General features: G+C 32.0%; 18 protein-coding genes and 1 riboswitch. Of the genes, 1 reads left to right on the forward strand and 17 read right to left on the reverse strand.

Annotated elements, in window-relative coordinates; translation table 11 throughout:
* Window positions 1–137: 137 nt before the first annotated feature.
* Entirely contained in the window at window positions 138–2,051 is a 1,914-nt protein-coding gene (locus B3630_RS09985; protein WP_346897750.1) for an ABC-F family ATP-binding cassette domain-containing protein, read from the forward strand.
* Window positions 2,052–2,166: 115 nt separating this feature from the next.
* On the opposite strand, the gene pdxT is transcribed toward B3630_RS09985, so the two are convergent.
* The 17 genes from pdxT to B3630_RS10070 all read right to left on the reverse strand — a co-directional run bounded on the left by pdxT (window position 2,167) and on the right by B3630_RS10070 (window position 21,792).
* Window positions 2,167–2,748 (reverse strand): pyridoxal 5'-phosphate synthase glutaminase subunit PdxT, encoded by a 582-nt coding sequence (pdxT, locus tag B3630_RS09990; protein WP_346897782.1) that lies wholly within the window; start codon window positions 2,746–2,748, stop codon window positions 2,167–2,169.
* Window positions 2,749–2,755: 7 nt separating this feature from the next.
* The gene (gene pdxS / locus B3630_RS09995; protein WP_414633007.1) at window positions 2,756–3,634 is read right to left on the reverse strand and encodes a pyridoxal 5'-phosphate synthase lyase subunit PdxS; all 879 of its coding nucleotides are present in this window, start codon (window positions 3,632–3,634) and stop codon (window positions 2,756–2,758) included.
* A gap of 291 nt (window positions 3,635–3,925) precedes the next feature.
* The gene (locus tag B3630_RS10000; protein WP_346897752.1) at window positions 3,926–4,714 is read right to left on the reverse strand and encodes an OAM dimerization domain-containing protein; all 789 of its coding nucleotides are present in this window, start codon (window positions 4,712–4,714) and stop codon (window positions 3,926–3,928) included.
* On the reverse strand, window positions 4,714–6,270 hold the full coding sequence (locus B3630_RS10005; RefSeq protein WP_346897754.1) for a lysine 5,6-aminomutase subunit alpha: 1,557 nt from the start codon (window positions 6,268–6,270) through the stop codon (window positions 4,714–4,716). Before B3630_RS10005 ends, B3630_RS10000 begins: the two co-directional genes overlap by 1 nt.
* A complete protein-coding gene (locus tag B3630_RS10010; RefSeq protein WP_346897756.1) occupies window positions 6,260–7,738 on the reverse strand; it encodes a MutS-related protein in 1,479 nt (492 codons plus the stop codon). The genes B3630_RS10005 and B3630_RS10010 overlap by 11 nt, the downstream gene beginning before the upstream one ends.
* 1 nt (window position 7,739) lies before the next feature.
* Window positions 7,740–8,765, reverse strand: coding sequence for a hypothetical protein (locus tag B3630_RS10015; protein ID WP_035130517.1), 1,026 nt, complete (start codon window positions 8,763–8,765; stop codon window positions 7,740–7,742).
* Window positions 8,766–8,787: 22 nt separating this feature from the next.
* Window positions 8,788–10,038, reverse strand: coding sequence for a lysine 2,3-aminomutase (gene ablA / locus B3630_RS10020; protein ID WP_346897758.1), 1,251 nt, complete (start codon window positions 10,036–10,038; stop codon window positions 8,788–8,790).
* A gap of 72 nt (window positions 10,039–10,110) precedes the next feature.
* A complete protein-coding gene (locus B3630_RS10025) occupies window positions 10,111–11,148 on the reverse strand; it encodes an L-erythro-3,5-diaminohexanoate dehydrogenase (protein ID WP_035130522.1) in 1,038 nt (345 codons plus the stop codon).
* A 111-nt stretch (window positions 11,149–11,259) separates the two neighbouring features.
* A complete protein-coding gene (locus B3630_RS10030) occupies window positions 11,260–12,084 on the reverse strand; it encodes a 3-keto-5-aminohexanoate cleavage protein (RefSeq protein ID WP_346871134.1) in 825 nt (274 codons plus the stop codon).
* A 61-nt stretch (window positions 12,085–12,145) separates the two neighbouring features.
* Entirely contained in the window at window positions 12,146–12,526 is a 381-nt protein-coding gene (locus B3630_RS10035) for a hotdog domain-containing protein (protein ID WP_150845312.1), read from the reverse strand.
* 153 nt (window positions 12,527–12,679) lie between these two features.
* Window positions 12,680–12,851, reverse strand: a riboswitch (Lysine riboswitch).
* Between the two features lie 156 nt (window positions 12,852–13,007).
* On the reverse strand, window positions 13,008–13,547 hold the full coding sequence (locus B3630_RS10040; protein WP_346897760.1) for a hypothetical protein: 540 nt from the start codon (window positions 13,545–13,547) through the stop codon (window positions 13,008–13,010).
* Window positions 13,548–13,569: 22 nt separating this feature from the next.
* Entirely contained in the window at window positions 13,570–14,589 is a 1,020-nt protein-coding gene (locus tag B3630_RS10045; RefSeq protein ID WP_346897762.1) for a cell wall-binding repeat-containing protein, read from the reverse strand.
* Between the two features lie 177 nt (window positions 14,590–14,766).
* Window positions 14,767–15,618 (reverse strand): formate/nitrite transporter family protein, encoded by an 852-nt coding sequence (locus B3630_RS10050; protein ID WP_346897764.1) that lies wholly within the window; start codon window positions 15,616–15,618, stop codon window positions 14,767–14,769.
* 300 nt (window positions 15,619–15,918) lie between these two features.
* Window positions 15,919–16,923 (reverse strand): hypothetical protein, encoded by a 1,005-nt coding sequence (locus B3630_RS10055; protein ID WP_346897766.1) that lies wholly within the window; start codon window positions 16,921–16,923, stop codon window positions 15,919–15,921.
* Between the two features lie 354 nt (window positions 16,924–17,277).
* Window positions 17,278–19,305 (reverse strand): urocanate hydratase, encoded by a 2,028-nt coding sequence (locus tag B3630_RS10060; protein WP_346897768.1) that lies wholly within the window; start codon window positions 19,303–19,305, stop codon window positions 17,278–17,280.
* A gap of 27 nt (window positions 19,306–19,332) precedes the next feature.
* On the reverse strand, window positions 19,333–21,318 hold the full coding sequence (locus B3630_RS10065) for an aminopeptidase (protein WP_346897770.1): 1,986 nt from the start codon (window positions 21,316–21,318) through the stop codon (window positions 19,333–19,335).
* A 150-nt stretch (window positions 21,319–21,468) separates the two neighbouring features.
* A complete protein-coding gene (locus tag B3630_RS10070; protein WP_346897772.1) occupies window positions 21,469–21,792 on the reverse strand; it encodes a DUF2325 domain-containing protein in 324 nt (107 codons plus the stop codon).
* Window positions 21,793–21,960: the final 168 nt, after the last annotated feature.

The following is a 21,960-nucleotide window of genomic DNA, read 5'->3' on the forward strand; positions in this document are numbered from 1 at the left end:
ATACCAATTTTACTTTTCATTGTATTATATATAACAATGTTTCATATTACTCACAATACCCATTCCTACACTGTACTATACAAATTATTTTAAATTTCTAACTTTCATGATAAAATGCTAGTAGGACGGTGAAATAAATGATAGTTTTAAGTTGTAAAAATATAAGTAAATACTTCGGAATAGATATGATTTTAAAAGATATTACCTTTAATGTAAATGAAGGTGAAAAAATAGGCTTAATAGGTGCTAATGGTGCAGGTAAATCAACCCTATTTAAAATTTTAACCAATCAAATGGAATATGATAGTGGTGAGCTATTTATAGATAAATCAAAGGAACTTGGATATCTTTCTCAAAACCTTTCTCTAGATTCAGATAATACCATATATACTGAACTTCTTTCTGTATTTAAGTCACTAATAGATATGGAGGAAAGATTACACAATTTAGAAGAGAAGATGAAGGAACCTTATGATGCTGCTAAAGAAGAATACCACAATAAGATTATACGTGATTATACTACTTTAACAGAGGTTTACGAAAATCGTGGTGGGTACACTTACAAAGGTGAAATTAGTCGTGTACTTAAAGGACTAGGCTTTACAGAAGTTGATTTTGATAAGTCCATATCTATATTAAGCGGTGGTCAAAAGACTAGAGTTGCTTTATGTAAGCTCCTTCTTAGAAAACCTGAAATCTTGCTTCTAGATGAACCTACAAACCATCTTGACCTTGATGCAATAGAATGGTTAGAGAACTATCTTAAAGAAGTTAAAGGCACAATTATAGTAATTTCCCACGATAGATTCTTCTTGGATGCTATCACTAACAAAACCATAGAACTCATAGGTGGAACTGCACAGTGCTATAACGGAAATTATACAGCCTTTATCGACCTTAAAGAGAAAAATAAAGAAGTGATGCAGAAGGCTTACGACCTTCAACAAGCAGAGATTAAAAGACAAGAAGAAATCATAACTAAGTATAAGTCCTTTAATCGTGAAAAAAGTATAAGAGCTGCTGAAAGTCGTCAAAAAGCCTTAGATAAGATAGAAAGAATAGAAGCACCTATTAAAGAGTCTAAGGCTTCAAAAATAAAGTTTGAAACACAAATAAAAAGTGGTAATGATGTTCTTTATATAGAAAATTTAAGTAAAAGTTTTGGCGAAAAACTTTTATTTGAAGGTTTAAATATGGATATTAAACGTGAAGAGAAAATTGCTCTTATAGGTGAAAATGGTCGTGGTAAAACTACTTTATTTAGAATAATCATGGATAAAATATCTTCAGATAATGGGATTAAGGTGTTAGGTAAAAACGTATTTGTTGGATATTACGATCAAGAGCAATCTAATTTAAACTTTAATAAAACTATTTTAGATGAGGTATGGGATGATTTTCCTCATATGACTACCACGGAGATACGATCGGCTCTTGCAGCCTTCTTATTTACAGGGGATGACGTATTTAAGTCCATATCTACTCTTAGTGGTGGAGAGAAATGTAGAATTAATTTACTAAAACTAATGCTTTCTAAAGCTAATTTTCTTCTTCTAGATGAACCCACAAACCACTTAGATATTATCTCTCGTGAGGCCTTAGAAGATGCAATCTTAAACTATGATGGTACAATAATTCTCATATCCCATGATAGATACTTCTTAAATAAAATTATAAATAAAATCTTTGAGCTTAACGAGGATGGAGTGAAAGAATACTTAGGCAACTATTCCTATTACATAGAGAAAAAGAAAAACCCTTTAAGGTTTGAGGACATAGAGGAAGGTTCTGGCATTACTAAGACTCAGTTAAAACTAGATAAAAAGAAAAAACGCGAAGCTGAAAAAGCTGAAAAAGAAAAAGCTAATATGCTTAAAAACATTGAAAATAAAATAGCAGCTACAGAGGAATCTCTTGAAGGGCTTCAAGGGCAGCTATGCCTTGAAGAAGTCTATTCAAACCCTGAAAAAAGCATAGAAATAAATAAAGAAATACAAAAAACTGAAGAAGAACTTCAAAGCCTATATGAGCAATGGGAAGAACTAGCTTAGGAATTCTTTCAAAATAAATTAAACTAAATAAATGCTGAAGATGCACTTATATTATTAAAGTACATCCTCAGCATTTTATATAAGATTAATGATTTATTCCGCAAAAGCTCATTATTTATTTTGATCTATCTTTGCACATGTTGTAAAAATACTTATGCATAGATAAGTCCTTTGTTAGCTCCGGATGAAATGATGTTGCTAGCATATTATTCTCTCTGCATGCTATGATCTTTTCATCTACTTTACATAGTACCTTTACCCCTTCATGTACCTTTTCAACATAAGGAGCTCTTATGAATACTAGAGGTATTTTTCCCTCACTGACACCTTCCACTATTTCATCCGTTATAAAGCTGTCTAATTGAGAGCCATAGGCATTTCTTCTTACCTCTATACCCATAACACCTAAATGGTTGCAATCACTTCCTAGAATGGATTTAGCGAGAATTATCATACCTGCACAGGTTCCCCATACTGGCATACCACTTTCGATTTTGCTTTTTAGTGGAGATATCATCTGAAAATCCCTTAATAGTTTTCCTATAGTAGTACTTTCTCCTCCAGGAATTATAAGGCCATCTATATCCTCTAGATCCTTCAAATTCTTCACTCTTAATGCTGTGGCTCCACTTATATTATTAATCTTATTTACATGTTCTATTACAGCTCCTTGTAAATCTAGTACACCTATAGTTATCATGATGCTACCATCCTCTTGATGCATATAATTTACCATCTGGTAGATCCTTAGTATTTATACTGTCCATAGGTTCTCCTAAGTTCTCAGAAACTTGTGATAAGATTTCAGGATTATTATAGTTTGCTACAGCATGAACTATAGCCTTAGCTCTTTTTTCTGGATCTGCTGATTTAAATATACCAGAACCAACGAAAACTCCATCACTTCCAAGTTGCATCATTAAAGCTGCATCAGCTGGGGTAGCTACTCCACCGGCAGCAAAGTTAACTACTGGTAGTCTTCCATGGTTGTGAACATAAACTATTAAATCATATGGTGCACCCATTTCTTTAGCTATAGTCATAAGCTCTTCCTTCGGCGTGTTTTGTACTTTCCTTATTTCACTCATCATAGTTCTCATATGTCTTACAGCTTCTACAACATCTCCAGTTCCAGCTTCTCCTTTAGTTCTTATCATAGAAGCTCCCTCACCTATTCTTCTTAGTGCTTCTCCTAGGTTTCTAGCTCCACATACGAAAGGTACATTAAATCCTTTTTTATCTATGTGAAATAAATCATCTGCTGGAGTTAATACTTCACTTTCATCTATATAATCAATCTTAATGGCTTCTAATATTTGCGCCTCTACAAAATGACCTATCCTTACCTTTGCCATTACTGGAATAGATACCGACTCTTGAATTTCTTTTATCATCTTAGGATCTGACATTCTAGCAACTCCACCTTGTTTTCTAATGTCAGAAGGCACACGTTCCAAAGCCATTACCGCAACAGCTCCTGCTTTCTCTGCAATTATAGCTTCCTCAGCATTAACTACATCCATTATTACTCCACCCTTTAACATCTCTGCTAGGTTTTTGTTTAAATCCGATCTTGTATTCATTTTTATTTCCCCCTACAGTATAGCACAAAATTGTATCTATATTTTGTATCTATATATTTTATATTTACAATACAATTATTCCATAAATATCATATTAAATCAATACAATTTCTTAAATTTAGTTATTTCGTATTATCTGTATGGGTACAATATAAAAAAAGTAGAATGAATTTCTTCATTCTACTTATATACCCTATAATTTTATTTCACGTAACCCTTTTAGTTTTTTATCCCTATAAACTAAATATATATAAACATTAAACTAGACTTTTAAACATTAAACTTTTTAAATTAAACTAACTTTCTTTCAACTATTTCAGTTACTGCAAAGCTAGCAACGTCATCTGCATATTTTCCTGGTCCGAATCCTGCATCATATCCTAATTCTTTAGCAAGTTCGTGAGTTATTCTTGGACCACCACAGATTAATACAACTTTATCTCTTAAACCTTCTGCCTCTAATAACTCTACAAGGTTAGTAAGATTTTGGATGTGTACATCCTTTTGTGTAACTGTTTGAGATACTAGAAGAACGTCAGCTTTTAGCTCGATAGCTTTCTTAACGAACTCTTCATTTTCTACTTGGCTTCCTAGGTTGTAAGCTTCGATACCTTTGTATCTTTCAAGACCATAGTGACCAGCGAAACCTTTCATGTTCATGATAGCATCGATTCCAACTGTGTGAGCATCTGTTCCTGTTGAAGCTCCTATGATAACTACATCTCTTCCGATGTGTTCTTCAATGTATTCTCCAACTTCTGACATAGACATAGTATCTACTTCTACAGTTTGAACATGGATCTCATCATAGTTAACAGTATGAGTTAATGAACCATATACTACATAGAATGTGAACTCTTTATCTAACGCTCCGTGATGAGCAACGTTTGGATCTTTAAGTCCCATTGATTTTGCAAGTTGAATAGCAGCTTCTATTCCTCTTTCATCATCTTTAACTGGTAAAGTAAGACTCACTTGAACCTTTCCATCGTTCATAGTATCTCCGTAAGGTTTAAGTTTAGTTAGATCTAAATTAGTATCGTAATCTCTAACTTCTGTTGAATATAATCCACCACTCATTATCTGTCTCCTCCTAACATTAAATCTATAAATGGGTTGAAGTAGTTAGCTTCCTTCTCAACAACTCCATCTAATCCTTTTCCTCCGTTTAGAGGTCTCTTAATACCTGCAAATTTACCTTGCTCTAAAGTACTGAATAAACCTTCTTTTTCTATTACAGATAATAGATCAGCAGCTTTTCCTAGAACTTCATCAACTCTTTTTTCCATAATTCCACCTTTTTTGAAAGTGATCTCAGAACCAAGGTCTTTCATTGTATGGAATATATATTGTGCATTATCAATAGATAGTGCTCTATCACTCATGAATGGAGTGTGTATAGCTTCTGTTAACATTCCTAATAAGTGTAATTTTTGGCTAGTCATTATTGTAACCATGTTAAATAATGCATCTTGTACTTGACCCTTGAATATATCTCCAGTCATAAACTTAGTTGGAGGCATGTATTTAAGTGGTGCTTTAGGGAATATTTCTCTAGCCATTTGTGCTTGAGCAAGCTCATAAAGGAATCCATTTTCTACATTTGGGTTTATTTCAAATGCGTGTCCTAGACCCATTTGCTCTTCTGGAAGTCCCGCAACTAAAGCAAATTGCTCATTGATGAATTGAGAAGCAAGTACTGTGTGAGCTTCTTCAACAGCATCAGCAGTTGTTAAGTAGTTATCTTCACCAGTGTTGATTATAACTCCTGCAAAACCATTGATTATTCTTGAGAAGTATTGGTCAACTATAGTTCTTTGCATGTTGATATCTCTGAAAAGTATTCCGTATAATGCATCGTTAAGCATTACGTCAAGTCTTTCCATAGCTCCCATAGCAGCGATTTCTGGCATACATAATCCTGAACAGTAGTTACATAATCTAATGTATCTTCCTAACTCTTCTCCAACTTCGTCTAAAGCTGATCTCATAAGTCTGAAGTTCTCTTGAGTTGCAAAAGTTCCTCCGAATCCTTCAGTTGTTACTCCGTATGGAACGTAGTCAAGTAAGCTTTGTCCTGTTGTTCTAATAACAGCTATAACGTCTGCACCTTGTTTTGCAGCAGCTTTAGCTTGGATTATATCTTCATAGATATTTCCTGTTGCAACGATAACATAAAGATATGGACCTGTTTTATCGCCGAATTTTTCAAGGTAAGCTTCTCTCTCGCCTCTGTTAGCTTTGATTGTAGCTACCATGTTTTTAGCAACTTTTTCAATTGCCATTTTTATTTCAAACATATCTTTCATAGGTAGTTTAGTTAAATCTAATTCATTTTTAGCTACTTTTTCTGCTATTTCTTGTGGAGTTAATCCAGTGTTAACCATAGCATTACCAACTAATGCAGCAACTCCAACAGATAATCCGTTTCCAGCTTTGATGTTTTCTACAACTACGTTTGGTAGTGGTACTCCGAATTCATCTACTCCATCTATACCTAATAATCTACATACAGTTCTTTCTACAGCTACTGTAGTATGTCTGTCTATAAACTTTTGAGTGTCTTGAGCTATGTTTTTTGATGATTCTCTAGCTTTAGCAACTAGATTTAAATCTAAATTTATTTTACTTTCCATTGTACTCCTCCTCATAATATGTTTTCGCTATATTCACTATGTCTTTTTCTAATCCTAATAGCATCGCTATATTTAGCGCATCCTTAGGTACTTGATTTGTCTTAGATACTCTTTCAAGTTTATATTCCATATGCTCCTGGATAATTTCAACCGAATGAGTCTTATTAAGATCAATCTTATATTTTAGTTTCTCAAAGTCTATATTTTTTAGTCCTACAACTTGATAATGAACCATAGGTTCTTCTACCACACCATCATAATGGGTAGATATTATGCTAGCAGTGTTAAATTTTTGTAGATAATTTGCAAGAGATTTTACTAGGTAATATCCTTCTTTAGGGTTTGTTCCCCTAGCGAACTCATCAAGAGCCACAAATCCATCTCCACGTTTTACACACTCTACCACTTCTTTTAATTTGATTATCTCAGCTCCAAAAGTACTTAACCCCTTAGATATAGATTGCATATCGTCTGATACAAAATGAATAAAATCTAATACTGGATAAGTTGCTTGTTTTGCAAATACAAAGAAGCCCAATTGTCCAAGAAATAGGTTTAAAACAATAGTCTTTAATGCTACACTCTTTCCTCCCATATTAGCTCCAGTTATCACTGTAGTTCCTCCATGAAGCTGTATATTAACAGGAGAGAATGCTTTTCCTTTTTTCTTAAGGATCGCTTCAATTTCAGGATTTATTCCATCCTCAATATCAATATTCATATCTTTAACTATGTTAGGTTTAACACAATTGTATTTAATAGCAATGCTTGCCTTTGCCATTAATAAATCTAAAATACCTACCACTTTTAAATTTTCTGATATATATCTACTAAAGGAGGACAATTTAGAAGTAAGTTCTTTTCTAATATGTAACTCTTCTTCTTCCTCTTGAATAACAATATCTAATCGCTCTTGTTTTAACTTTTCAATAAGCCCTTCATCATTGCAAGAAAAAATTGCTTTTTCCTTTTCACCTTTTAGTTTTCTTATCTGAGAAAGCTTTTCACTATATTCTTCATAAATATAGAATGTAGATATACGCTTCTTACTTGGGTCTAATATATCAATTACTTCTTCTAGAGAATGAAGCTTAATTTTGCCTACAGATAAATTAATATTTTCTAAGACTGATTTAAGCTCTTCCAAAAGCATAGATACATATTTCACCTCATAAAGCTCAATTTCATCTAATACCTCTACCTTCTCTGCTCTTCTTAATGTATTTCTTATATCTTTAATCTTGTGTAGAAGTCTTACTATATCGTTAAACTCATCATGATATTCATTCATATGACCTATCATCAGCTCAACGTTAGTAAGCTCTTCTACCAATTTATCATACTCATTAATTCTAAAAGGCTTTATTAGCTTCTTTTCCTCAGTACCATAAGGAGTTATTATACCAAGCTCATCCATGATAAAGGAAAACCCTATTTGAGCCCTTTGTTCATTATCTAAAAACTTCATATTATTTCCCCCCTAATACATCAAATACTGGAACATTGACAGCTTCTCTAAGACCTTTTAAGAATTCATCCTTTGGAAATTCATATCCATAAGGTGATTTTGGATTTGAAGTTATGCAAACCACAGTTATCTTATTTAGGACCTTTATGACTCCACCTTGCCTATGGAATCTATAAAGGCTTTCACTACTAATAAATAGCTTAGTACCATCTTCCACAAGAAAAGTTATATCTTTATATAGGTTAGTAGAAGTCATGATATTTTTAATAAGTTTGTCAGAAACTGCACCCTTAATAACTACATGGGATACTTGTTCACTCAAAGCTTCTACAATTTCTTTTGAAGCTTCTAGGGCAGTTAAAACCTCTAGTACTTTATAGGTACCATCCTTATAAATGATGCCTACAATTCCTGAATCACATATTTTTGTTGCGACATTTAAAATAGACCTATCTTGCTCATGGGGTAAACTTAATAGATCCATAGTATGTTTTGTCTCACTTATGACGGTCTTCATACTTCTTGATAGAGCAGCTCCTGTAGATAACACTGTAGCTTCTGTTATGGCGGGTGAAGCAAAGGTCTTTCTACTTAAAGCTCCATCTACTATTACAAGATCACACTGAAGACTTAATAATTGATCTTTTATATTGGTCATATATGAATTCACGGAAGGTCCTCCTAAATCCACATAACCATCACTTAAGGCTTTACAAATAACAACTTCTCCCATAGGAGTATTTATTCCTGTAGTTCTTACAATCTCTCTTGTGAAATCACTATTTAAAAGACATTGTTTGGCTGTAGCAATCACAGTCCCCTTTTCAATATATATCTTAGGTTTCTCTGTAGCCGTAACCCTGTCTAACTCTTCACCATCTCTCCCTATAGAAGTTAGGCCAAGGGACACAGAGCCCCTAGCCTCCTTCAAGATATGGTTTAAAGTTGTAGTTTTTCCCACATTTTTATTCATACCTATAATAGATACACTTTTATATGGTTTCAATAACTTTAAAATTTCATTCATTAAGATCACTTCTAACTATATTCTAGTGAGCGTGTCTTTCGTTTCTTTCTAATCCTGTTGGTTCTAAAGCAAGTTTTTCACCGTTTAATAATCCAGCAACTCCAACTTTATGAACTTTTTTCTTACCTGTGCAAACATCACAAGTACATCCTGGAGTGTAGTTTGTTGGCTCAGAGTAAGTAGTTATAACTCCTTCAAAGTTTCTAAGTATTACTTTATCATGGCTTTGAGAAATTACATAGTTTGGCATAACTGGAGTTTTTCCACCGCCGCCTGGAGCGTCAACAACGAATGTTGGTACGCAGTATCCTGAAGTATGTCCTCTTAATCCTTCAATGATTTCGATACCTTTAGAAACTGGAGTTCTGAAGTGCTCTAGTCCTAATGATAAGTCACATTGATAGATGTAGTAAGGTCTAACTCTGATTTTAACTAAGTCGTTAACTAATTGTTTCATTGTGTGAACACAGTCATTTACTCCTCTTAGAAGTACTGATTGGTTTCCTAGTGGTATACCGGCATTAGCCATTCTTTCACATGCAGCTTTAGACTCTTCTGTGATTTCGTTTGGATGGTTAAAGTGAGTGTTTAACCAGATTGGGTGGTATTTCTTTAACATATTTACAAGTCCATCAGTAATTCTTTGTGGCATAACTACTGGTGTTCTTGAACCAATTCTGATTATTTCTACGTGTGGTATTGCTCTTAATTTGCTGATGATGTACTCAAGTACTGAATCGTCAACTAGTAAAGCATCTCCACCTGATAATAGAACGTCTCTGATTACTGGTGTTTTACTGATATAATCTATAGCTTTATCTATTCTTTCCATTGGCATGCAGTCATCACTTTGTCCTGCAAATCTTCTTCTTGTGCAGTGTCTGCAGTACATAGAGCATTGGTCAGTTATAAGAAGTAATACTCTATCTGGATATCTATGAGTTAATCCAGGTACTGGAGAATCTGTATCTTCGTGTAGTGGGTCTTCTAAATCTGCAGCAGATTTATGAGCTTCTAATCCTGTTGGGATAGCTTGTAATCTTACTGGGTCATTAGGATTGCTTGGATCGATTAATGATAGGTAGTAAGGAGTTATAGCCATTCTTAAAGTTTCAAGACATTTTTTAGCTCCTTCTTCTTCTTCAGCAGTTAACGGAATGTACTTCTTTAATTCATCTAAAGTTTCTATTCTGTTTTTTGTTTGCCATTTCCAGTCAAACCATTGTTCATCTGTAACGTTTGGAAATAATTCTTTTCTACGAGTTGTATTCATTAATTGTTACCCCCTATAATTTCACATTTATATATATTAATTTTTATTAATTAACCAATTATAATCTATGGATTAAACGTATAATTCTTGGAATATAGCTCTTAGAGTTTCATTTTCTCTTAACTCTTGTAAAGTTATTTCAGCATGTCCTTTAGTGTATCCGTTTCCTACTATCATAGTTACGTCTTTACCTACACCCTCAGCTCCTAAAGCAGCTTTAGTGAATGCTGTAGCCATTGAGAAGAAGTAAACTATACCATCATCTTTAACTGGTAATATAGTTGACATTTCTGTGTTTTGAACGTTAACTATGTTGATAGATACATCAACTTCTTCGCCGTTGTTGTTAGCTAAAGCTAAGTTCATTACGTCGATAGCTTTAGTAGCATCTCCGATAACTATTTTCATGTTTAAGTTTAATCTTCTTAATCTTGCAGCTTCTTCTTCATTTCTAACTAAACCAATAACGTTTCCTGTTGGTCCAACTCTTTTAACTGCTTCGTAGCAACATAACATTCCTGATTTTCCTGCTGCTCCTAATAAAAGAACTGATTGTCCTGGTCTAACTAATTTAGCAACTTGAGCTGGAGCTCCTGCAACGTCTAATGCAGCTAATGCTAAAGTTTCTTCCATATCTTCTGGAAGTTTAGCATATAATCCGCTTTCGAATAATATTGCTTGACCTTTAATTTCTACTCTATCGATGTCTGGTTTAATATCGATGATTTCTTCTATTTTAAGTGGAGTTAATGAAAGAGATACTAATGTAGAGATTTTGTCTCCAACTTTAAGATCAGTTTTTCCTTCTAATGCAGCTCCTATTTTAGCTATTTTTCCGATAAGCATTCCGCCTGAACCAGTTACAGGGTTTTGCATTTTTCCTCTTTCTCCAACGATCTCAAGGATTTTTGCTTTTATTTTTTCTACATCATGTCCAGCTTCTTCTTCTATTTGTGTAAAGCTTGCTGAGTCAACGTTTAAAGCTTGAACATCGATAAGTATTTCATTATCGTATATTTCCATTGTATTGTCTATTTTTAAAGCTGGTTGTGGTAATACTCCTGCTGGTGTTATTACTCTGTGAGTTCCATATTTACATCCTTTTTTCATTAAAAACACTCCTTTTTACTTTAGTCTAAATAAATTTTTTTCTACTTAATTATTGTTTATTATATTTTTAATCTTATACGTTAAAAATAGCTTCTTATATTATGCTTCAAATTATAAAGCTTTAAGTCCTAATATTTCTCTTGCTTCTGCTGGATTTGCAATTTCTCTTCCTAATTCTTTAGCTATTCTTACAGCTTTTTCAACTAGGTCAGCATTACTTTCTGCCATAACACCTTTTGATAGGTATACGTTATCTTCAAATCCAACTCTTACATGTCCACCTTCTATCATAGACATTGCAGCTAATGGGAATTCATTTCTGCCTATTCCTGATACAGTGTAAGTGCTTCCTGCTGGAATACTTTCTTTCATAAATACAAAGTCTCTCATTCCAGCACTTATTCCACCATTAACTCCCATAACGAAGTTGAAGTGCATTGGCGCTTTTATGAATCCTTTTTTATGAAGTCTGATGGCCATGTCAATCATACCTTTATCGAATACTTCGATTTCTGGCTTAACGTTTAACTCGATCATCTTCTCCCCGAATTCTTTGATTGTATTCTCTGTATTAACAAATATTTCGTCTCCACCAAAGTTACAAGTTCCACAGTCTAATGTTGCCATTTCTGGTTTTAAATCAACTGGTTGAAGTCTTTCCTCATTGCTCATTCCTACAGCACCACCAGTAGATGGTTGAATGATAACATCTGGACATCTTCTTCTTATTTCAGCCATACAAGCTTCAAATCTATCTTTGTCTTGAGTTGGAGTACCATCATCTTTTCTAACATGAAGGTGGATTATACTAGCTCCAGCTTTATAACATTTTTCTGCCTCTTGACCAATTTCTTCTACTGTGTAAGGAACATTTGGATTTTGTTCTTTAGTAACCTCTGCACCACAAATAGCTGCAGCAATTATTAACTTTTCCATTTAAAATCCTCCTATATAGTTAATTTTTTAACAATATTTCTGCAAGAATTCTTGCGTTTATTTATTTTCTCTTCTTATCTTTTGGTACTACACATACTCCTGTAGCTTTACAAACAACTATTGGCTCTTCTAAAACGTCGCAAGCTGAATCATTAATGTCAGGTCTTGGAACTATTACTTTTCTAGCTTCAAAAGTCATTTTTCTTGATGTGTTTCCAACGTGTACGATTTCACCTACAGCTTCAATGTAATCTCCAGCATATACAGGTGCCATGAATTCTACGTTTTCATAAGCCTTGAATAGACCTTCATCTCCATCGTTTTGTATTAATAATTCTGTAGCTACATCTCCAAATAATTGTAGCATTCTTGCTCCATCAACAAGATTTCCACCGTAGTGTGCATCGTGAGAGCTCATTCTTAATCTGATTACTGATTTCATTTTCTTTTCCCCCTATAAAATAATCGTTTACTTTTTATTTATGTATAACTTTTTAGAATAAATATATAGTAAATAAAAAATGGCGTTGAAAATATTCAACACCATTAGATAACTAGGTTAGTTAGAACTATCAATGCAATGAATATTTTTCATTCCATAAATAGCTCTCCATATAACATGGCAGTGATAAAACTTTGTGTCCTATCCCCAAGTAATACAAAATACCTTTGTACTCTTTCGGCCTATAAACAATTCACTGTAACATCAGAGGGTATTCTCTTTAACATTTAGCAGTTACCAATTTATAAGCGCCTCTACTTATGATTCAATATTAAATTTTTGAACAATTCAATATATTATTTATCATGTACCCATTATAAATCTAATATTTTAGAAATGCAATGGTTTTTTTAAAAAAATTTTTAAATTAATATAAGTTTTTTGTAGATTTTGAATTTTACTTAACATTTCCCCGTTTTTCTTATACTTTTTTCAGTATACTCATAGTAATTTGTCCGCCTAATCGTTTCCATAAGTCATCTATACTAGGAAATGAAGATACAAGATTACAAATTGATTCCTTGTAATCTTCATCACTCCAACGATAACCATAGTTTATGCAATTAATTATATATCTTCTAAAAAAGCTTTTTAAACTATTTCTGAAACAAACAATTTTATATTCGTTATATTTATTCCCTAGTATTAAGTATAATTTTCTTTGACGACTTAAATTTATAATTAAACTTAATGTTTTTTCATCATAATAATTAAAGTGAAAAGGATAATACTTTTCTTTTATATCATCTTTCATTCTTATAATCAAATGCCCTGAAATCACTTTATTACTTTTTACATAGGCACTTTTGAAATTAAACTGCATAGAGTTAGGCAAATATATAAAATCTTTAAAATCATCTTTAATTATTATACACGTCAACTTTTTATTATGAACCTTTTGTTCTGTTAAAGCAGATACCCCCAGGGGTAGGTCTTTAAGAATACCTTCTATAGGTCTCACTATAATTTCACCCACTTTTGAGCTATTCAATACTTAAAACCTTAAATTTCTCCTCATAATTTACTGCGTCTAAAACCTTATTAACTATGCTGTCGCTGATTACTGTATTTCCTCCTAAAATTAATACTTGATCGGATTTTATCCCTTTTATTCTATTTAAGACCTTAGGATAATACCCTCCTGTTTCTTCCATAAGAATTATAGGCGAAGAGGTTAAAGCAGCTATTGGTGCTCCAACTAGTCCATCTGGAAAATTCATTCCTGATGCTAAATAAATTTTGCTTAAATTAATATTTCCATTAAAAGTATTTAAAACTTGGATATTAGTTTCATATCTATCAAGTCCAGCAATTCTTTGATAATTTTTATAATTCTTCATATTTGCATCTGAAATTACTGAACTTCCACCTATAACATAGGTTTTAGGTATATTATGACTTTGTATAAAGGATTTATTTGAACTATTAATAATATCTTTATCTGTTAACAATATTGGCATTCCTAAGTCTGCTGCCACCGGAGCTACAGATAAAGAATCCGCAAAGCTTTTTCCAGAAGCCAGTACAACTCCATTGGTTGTGCCCACTTGTTTAGCTACATTAACAGCTGTTTCATATCTATCAAGTCCAGATATCCTATCTACAGTAATTCCCTTACTTTTAAGCTGAGTTTCAGCATTTTTAGAAATTACAGATTCTCCACCAACTATGTAAGCTTTAGAAGGCTTCAGTCTATTTATCTCATTGGACACTACAGTAGATAATGCATTCTTTTCTGTTAGCAATATAGGAGCATTATACTTTTTGGCTAAAGGTGCCGCACTTAGTGCATCAGGATAATCCGCTCCACACACTAGTACTATAGTTTTACTTCCACTAGGCCACCCCTGTTTAGATGTTTCTACAGCAGTTTCATATCTAGTGCTCCCACCTAATCTTATTTTTATCGCATCTGCTTCTACTCTATTATTAATACTAAAGGCTATTGCCCCCATTATACTTAAAGCTACAATTGAACTGATAACTTTTCCTTTCTTCTTCATATAACCCTCCCCGTTAATTTAGTATTTATCTTCATACTATCTATTTTATATTATGTGCTCTAAATATAAAATAGATTTTTACAAATCAATATAAATTTTTACAATTTCCCATAAAATCTTATAAAAAAAATCATGCTAAAACTTAGGCTTTAACACAATTTTCCACTAATATATATATTACGCTGATAACTTCTCTCTTAACTCAATATTCTTTTTATTACACTTTCTATATATGAACCAATAAACTAATCCAATACAAACTGCACCACCAATAATATTTCCTATGGTTACAGGAATTAGATTATTAAAAATTCCAACTATAGTTAAATTGTCTAATTTTTCAACAGCTACATGAGATGCTTCAACAAAAGCTGAATTTGTCTTTGCAAGTAATCCTATAGAAAAGTAATACATATTAGCTACGCAGTGTTCAAAACCTGCTATAACAAAAGCAAATATCGGAAAGAAACCTATGAATATTTTTCCTGTTACATCTTTAGCTGCATAGGAACCCCACACACATACACATACTATGACATTACATAATATCCCACTTGCAATTGCAGGCATAAAACCCATACTTGCCTTAGCTGCTGCTACCTTAACTGCATATCCTCCAACATTTCCTGTTGCTAAAAGACCTGATTCAAAAACTAATATTGCTACAAAAGCAGCTCCAATAAAGTTTCCTATCCAAACAAGTGCCCAATTTTTAAACATTTGGCCTGTGGTTATCTTTTTCTCAGCCCAAGCCACACTTAATAATGAATTTCCTGTGAACAATTCTGCTCCACATATTAACACTAAAATTAATCCAACTGGAAATACTATACCTGCCACAAATTTTTGTAATCCGGGATCACTAATTCCATGTGATGCTACTGATGATGCATATGCCCCTAAAGCTATAAATGCACCTGCTAAAATACCTAATAATAAAGTTTGTGCACATTTATTATTAGCCTTTTTTACTCCAACCTGTTCTACATAATTAGTAATTTCATCAGGTGAAAGCATTTTTTTATCCATTAGAAGTTCCTCCAGTATTTCTACATTTTAATTTGTTTTTTTCACTTTCCACGTTAATTATATTTAAGCCTACACAAGGTGTCAACAGGTTTCCCCTTAATAAAACCCAGAAAAAATCCACCCCGAGAATTTATCTGTATATTTTAAATATTACAATAACTTTTATGGAATTTCATGTATTATTACAGGTATATTGATATATATATTCACAATTTAGACATAAAAAAAGTGGCATGCACCACGTTCCTAAGGGTAAAACCTATTGTAAAAATCTATACTTTCCTATACAGCAAAAAAATATTACCTAGTAAACCAGGTAATATTAAAAACTCCAATTTCATTCCATGATAAGTTTTCATTTATACTTTCGCTTTCAAAGGTATTTTTAAGCATGTTTTTAAGTTTTATAGAATTTTCATTGAGTTTTTTCTTCATCTCCTCATTTTCTTCTTCTATAAACTCTTCATCTTTTACTAAATAATTTCCTTCTTGGCTATATATAACTAGTTCATCCCCCTCATATACTATGTCTCCATTTATTTCATAGGGCTTAACAGTCTTAAAAACATCCTTTATTTTACCATTTTCAATTTTTCCTCTATATAAATATTCACGTTGTGCTAATTTTTCCTTATCAAAACTAAAGGTAATAAAAGCTATCTCATCCTTTTTAGGAGATACTTTTCCCTTTAATAAAACTTCTCCACTATCTTCTAAACTAATTATCTGTGCATCATTAAAGTATATATTAGTAACACCATTACTAGCTTTACCATATACTAGAGTATTGCCTTCATTAAGAACATCTATTAAGATTCCTTCACAGGAATTCAAAAACTCTAAAGTATCTGCATCATAAATTAGATATTTTGTTGTGATAGGATCTATATATAAATGAATTACTAATTTATTATTCATCCATGATATATTAGATATTTGATTTTCCCCTATATCATTTATTGGTAATACTTTATATTCTTCATCTTTCATACTATATATATTTATTTTATCTTTTTCATCTAAATACTTAAAAGCTATATTACTCCAGTCATTACTTAAAGCGGAAAGTTCTTTCAGCCTATGCAAATCTCCTACCCCTTCTAAATATTCCTCTTCCTCATCAAAAATATATATATTGTTGTTTTTTTCTATTACAGCACTTGTATAATTGTTTATAATTGGATCTCTTTCTTCTTCAATATTGGATTTACATCCAACTAAAATAAAAAGGGTACTAATTAGTGTTATTGCTATGACAAACATTTTTATTTTATTAACTTTTCTAAATTTTTTTCTATAATTCAACACTACCCCTCCTTATCTACATATCAAATACCCTAACTATTATACTACTTGCAAATACTCTATTCAATATTATCTCCTAATGTATATACATTGTTTAATCATTGTTTTTATTTCATTTAAATTTACTACATATATTAAAAATATCATCCCCATAAAAATATACGAAGCAACCTTCCACTTAGAACTTATTTTTTTATATTTTTATTAATATATTTTATCTACTTTGTAAAAAAAATATAAAAATTTATTTTATTTACAACTAAATACAAACTAAAAAAATAAAAAATCAGGTATATAGTCTTAACTTTTAACACTATATACCCAATTAAATTATTCAATTATTTAAATTATGATTTATTTATTTAAAGCTTTTTCAATAACAGATTTTATTAATTCATCCTTCGGTATATATGGAAGAGTTATATGATCTGTTCCTTGGTTCTTCTCATTATATTCCATACTTGTTTCAATAGAATGTGGATTTCTTGCCCAAGCTCTTCTTGCAACTCCACCCATAACATCCCATGCCATAGATGATTTTATAATATTATCTACTCTTTCGCTACCATCAAGAACTAATCCAAATCCCCCATTGATTGACTTACTTGTTCCGACTCCTCCACCATTGTGAAGAGCAATTAAGCTCATTCCTCTTGCTGCATTTCCTGCAAAGCATTGGATTGCCATTTCAGCCATCATGTTACTTCCATCTTTTATATTAGAAGTTTCTCTAAATGGAGAATCTGTACCACTTACATCATGGTGATCTCTTCCAAGCATGATTGGTCCAACTTCACCATTTCTTACAAGCTCATTAAACTTAAGAGCAATATCCATACGTCCTTGTGCATCTTGATATAATATTCTAGCTTCTGTACCAACAACTAATTGGTTCTTTTCAGCATCCCTAATCCAAATGTAGTTATCTCTATCTTGTCCTCTTCTATTTGGATCAATACATTCCATTGCAGCATGGTCTGTTTTTATTAAATCTTCATGCTTATGACTTAAGCATACCCATCTAAATGGTCCATAGCCATAGTCAAATAGCATTGGTCCCATGATATCTTCAACATAAGAAGGATAAATGAATCCGTCCTTTTCATCAACACCATTTTTAGCTATATCTTTTCCACCAGCATCATAGATTGCCTTCATAAATGAGTTACCATAGTCAAAGAAATAAACTCCCTTAGCAACTAATTTTTTAATTATGTCGTAGTGTTTTAATAATGTCATATCTACAAGCTCTTTGAATTTTTCTCTATCTTCTTTTAATAATCTAGTTCTTTCCTCAAAAGAAATTCCTACTGGTGCATACCCACCATCATATGCAGCATGACAAGAAGTTTGGTCTGATAATAAATCTATATGAATATCATTTTCTAAGATGTATTCAAGTAAATCAACGATATTTCCATGATATGCTATAGAAATAGACTCTTCATTTTTAGCCTTTTCCTTAGCAACTCTTATAACTTCCTCTAAATCACTTGATGCCATGGAAACCCAGCCTTGATCAAGTCTTGTTTTAATTCTTGAATAGTCAACCTCTGCTACAATTCCTACTCCATTAGCTATTTCTATAGCTTTAGGTTGAGCACCACTCATTCCGCCAAGACCAGAAGTTACAAATATTTTCCCTCTTAAATCTCCATCATCAGCCACTCCAAGCTTTAATCTTCCTGCATTTACTATAGTGTTGAAGGTACCATGAACTATTCCTTGAGGTCCTATATACATCCAACCACCAGCTGTCATCTGTCCATAGTTAGCTACTCCAAGTTGAGTTGCTAAATGGAAGTCTTCTGGATTGTCAAACATACCAACCATTAAACCATTAGTAGTTATTACCCTTGGAGCAGTTTTAGAACTTCTAAATAATCCTAATGGATGACCACTCTCTACTACTAAAGTTTGTTCATCTGTCATATTCTCTAGGTATTTTTTTATAAGTCTATATTGCATCCAGTTTTGGCACACTTGTCCTGTTTCACCGTAAGTAACAAGTTCATATGGATATAATGCCACATCAAAATCTAAGTTATTATCTATCATTACTTGGAAGGCCTTACCCTCTGTGCAATTTCCTTTATATTCATCTATAGACTTACCACTTAATTTTCCTTCTGGTCTAAATCTATATCCATATATTCTTCCTCTTGTCAAAAGCTCTTCCATAAACTCTGGAGCTAATTTCTCGTGGAGATGTTCTGGCACATATCTTAAAGCATTTTTAAGAGCTAATTCAGTTTGTGCAGGCGTTAAACTATAACCTCTGTCAGGGGCTCTTCTAATTCCTTCTTGAAACTTAGGCATTTCAGGTAATTCATCATCTAACTTTATTACCATCTTATTTTTAATATCAATGTTATTAATCATAATTTTCCTCCTATTTCTATAAAAATATTAAGCCTCTCCATTGAAAGGTTCATTTAATTCCTCAGTACCCTTTAAAATGAATCTACCATTTTTAATTACTTCAATAACTTCTCCATCCTTTGTTATAGCATTTATAAACTCTAAGCTATCATAAGGTATAGTTATATCTGTATGACATTGAGTATATGCACTCTCTATATCAGTTTTCCTAAGAATAGATTTTTCATTATCCTTAGCAATTATTTCTTTTCCATCAAAAGCATTATATACTCTTTCATCTTCACTATATGAATAACAAGTATCACCCACTGCAAAGTGTGGCCCCATCTTTTCTCCAATAAGGATAGGAAGTATAGGTACTATATTATGCTTCTGTGCTATAACATATGCTAAAGTGTTTGTACCTATTGCAAACTCACCAAGAGGTAAAGTTTTATTTGGAAATAACAGATTTTCTTCTACATACTTTTTGTTTTTAGCTTCTTCATCAAAATTAGAACAGTTATATTCAGCTATATATCCATCCTTAAATAAAAGTTCTAAGTTTATATATTTAAGACCATCTAGGAAGATTTCTTCTAGATGTAGAAGTCCATTTGTTCCTTTTAACATTGGAGATGTAAATACCTCTCCAACTGGTATATTTACAGTAGCAATACAGTTTTCAAAGTTTGTTTCCTTTTCTGGATTCTTAATTTCCTGCATTTTAACCTTTATATCTGTTCTATTTCCATTGCAGCCCTTAACATGGATAAACTCTCCCTTATCTAAAGCCCCAATAATATCATTTTGGATTCTTTCCCACTTGTCTGAATCAAGAGTATTTATCTTCATAGTATCAGCAAAGATTTCTTCAAAATTCTCTCCTATCTCTGGACTAGGGAAAGCTATAATAGTAAAGGTTGTTTCCTTAGATGGCATGTACTTATCTTGAATACTTCTAAGTCTTACTGCTGCATTTTGGTAAACCTTACTTTGTTCTTCACTTAATTTTAATGCTGTATTCTTACTTTCAGGTGCAAAAGGAACCTCTCCAAAGCTTTCAATAACTGCAACTCCTGAATACTTTCCTAAACCTTCTTTAAATCTTTCAAAGGTAGCTGTAAATCTTTCTTCCTTAATTTCTGCATAGTTTTTACTGAAGAATAAAGCATTATCAAATCTATGATCATAAGTAAACTGTTTATTTGCTTCAGTAGATTCTACCATTGCAAGGACAAGGGTTAAGTTGTATTTACCAAACTCCTTTATAACCTCTTTAACAATAGCCTCTTGACCAACAAAGTATATTAGTCTAACGGTAGACTTAATAGTGTAATCCTTCTTTTCTCTTATAAAGCTATCCATATATCCTTTAACCATGGTATATGCAATCTTATTTACATCTTCATAAGCAGATAAAAATTTAGCTGTTTTTATTTCATTATCAGTTATATATTTTCCATACTTAAATAAGTATCTTAAATCTTCTGCATTTGCTTCATTAACTATAGTTCTGTAATAACTCTTAGTATCTAAAGCTATATTATTAACCTTCTCCTCAGCTTCCATGTCTAAAATGCTAACTTCAAAATCCCTTATAATCTCCATTAAACCATTAGCATTATCACCATTCTTAACTACATAGGCATAGGAATCTATAAATAATTGTAGTAACTTTTCTATCTTCTCAGTCTTATGAGAAAATACTAAAGATATACATTCATTTAACCTATTATATAAATATGTAGCTATTTGACCCATTTCTTTTCCTAGCTCTTTCACTGCATAGTCTGGGTTGCCATAACTTGTTTTATAGTTATCCTCTAATAAGTCACTATAAATTTCATGATTTTCTTTTAAAAGTTCATCAAAATTTTTCTTTTGAAAATACTCATCATTTAGCTTTTCTTCTAAACTACATATTGAATATAGTTTTTCCCCCATTGTTTTAAAGAAAGTTAAATAATTTTTCCCCTGAGTATTTATTAAAGATACTTCTTTTATTCCATTAAGATTACAAATGTTCCTCATTTTATCCCCTACCCTTCTAAAAATATCCATAACAAAAACGTATCATATTCAGAAAATTAATACAATACTTTATGTGATTTTTGTTATCGGGGTAAAGTGCTAAAAGATTAAACTCTACCCCAAAAATGTTTCCTTAAATTAACTTTATGTTTAATTACTATGTTTAGTACAGTTTTCACAATCCTCAGAACAATTTAAACAATGAGTTTCTAATATACTCTTTAAAGAGCTGGAGCTACTACTATGAGATTTTGCTATACTAATATTCTTTCTTGATGCTTCTTGCATAGCTGCATTAATCATTTTATGAGACACTGTGTTAGTAAACATTACTAATAAATCTGGACATCCTATTTGAGATTTAAAACGACCTGGCATTTGTGTAAATACCTTAGCCTTACAATTATATTTATCACAAATCTTTTTATATTCACAAACCATTCTATCATGACCACCAATTATTACTATACTCATTTCCTTACCTCCTAAAATTTATATTATTTATATTAGCTCTTATGTATATGTGGCTATGTACTTCTAGGATTTTAAAATATTAAGATGTTATAATAATAAATTTTAAAATGCCTCAATGTTTTAATTCTGCATATTTATGATGTTAACTATTTAAATAGTTATATAGTT

The sequence above is a fragment of the Clostridium sp. UBA7503 genome (assembly GCF_002477055.1).
In the GTDB taxonomy this organism is placed as follows: Bacteria; Bacillota; Clostridia; order Clostridiales; family Clostridiaceae; genus Clostridium_J; species Clostridium_J sulfidigenes.

Coding starts and splice junctions, on each gene's coding strand:
- B3630_RS10025 (WP_035130522.1), bottom strand. CDS start 11,148: ATGAAAAAAGGATGTAAATATGGAACTCACAGAGTAATAACACCAGCA.
- B3630_RS10035 (WP_150845312.1), bottom strand. CDS start 12,526: ATGAAATCAGTAATCAGATTAAGAATGAGCTCTCACGATGCACACTAC.
- B3630_RS10065 (WP_346897770.1), bottom strand. CDS start 21,318: ATGAGGAACATTTGTAATCTTAATGGAATAAAAGAAGTATCTTTAATA.
- B3630_RS10000 (WP_346897752.1), bottom strand. CDS start 4,714: ATGAGTGGTGGATTATATTCAACAGAAGTTAGAGATTACGATACTAAT.
- B3630_RS10015 (WP_035130517.1), bottom strand. CDS start 8,765: ATGAATGAAATTTTAAAGTTATTGAAACCATATAAAAGTGTATCTATT.
- B3630_RS10030 (WP_346871134.1), bottom strand. CDS start 12,084: ATGGAAAAGTTAATAATTGCTGCAGCTATTTGTGGTGCAGAGGTTACT.
- B3630_RS10060 (WP_346897768.1), bottom strand. CDS start 19,305: ATGATTAATAACATTGATATTAAAAATAAGATGGTAATAAAGTTAGAT.
- B3630_RS10045 (WP_346897762.1), bottom strand. CDS start 14,589: ATGAAGAAGAAAGGAAAAGTTATCAGTTCAATTGTAGCTTTAAGTATA.
- ablA (WP_346897758.1), bottom strand. CDS start 10,038: ATGAATACAACTCGTAGAAAAGAATTATTTCCAAACGTTACAGATGAA.
- B3630_RS10050 (WP_346897764.1), bottom strand. CDS start 15,618: ATGGATAAAAAAATGCTTTCACCTGATGAAATTACTAATTATGTAGAA.
- B3630_RS10005 (WP_346897754.1), bottom strand. CDS start 6,270: ATGGAAAGTAAAATAAATTTAGATTTAAATCTAGTTGCTAAAGCTAGA.
- B3630_RS09985 (WP_346897750.1), top strand. CDS start 138: ATGATAGTTTTAAGTTGTAAAAATATAAGTAAATACTTCGGAATAGAT.
- B3630_RS10010 (WP_346897756.1), bottom strand. CDS start 7,738: ATGAAGTTTTTAGATAATGAACAAAGGGCTCAAATAGGGTTTTCCTTT.
- B3630_RS10070 (WP_346897772.1), bottom strand. CDS start 21,792: ATGAGTATAGTAATAATTGGTGGTCATGATAGAATGGTTTGTGAATAT.
- pdxS (WP_414633007.1), bottom strand. CDS start 3,634: ATGAATACAAGATCGGATTTAAACAAAAACCTAGCAGAGATGTTAAAG.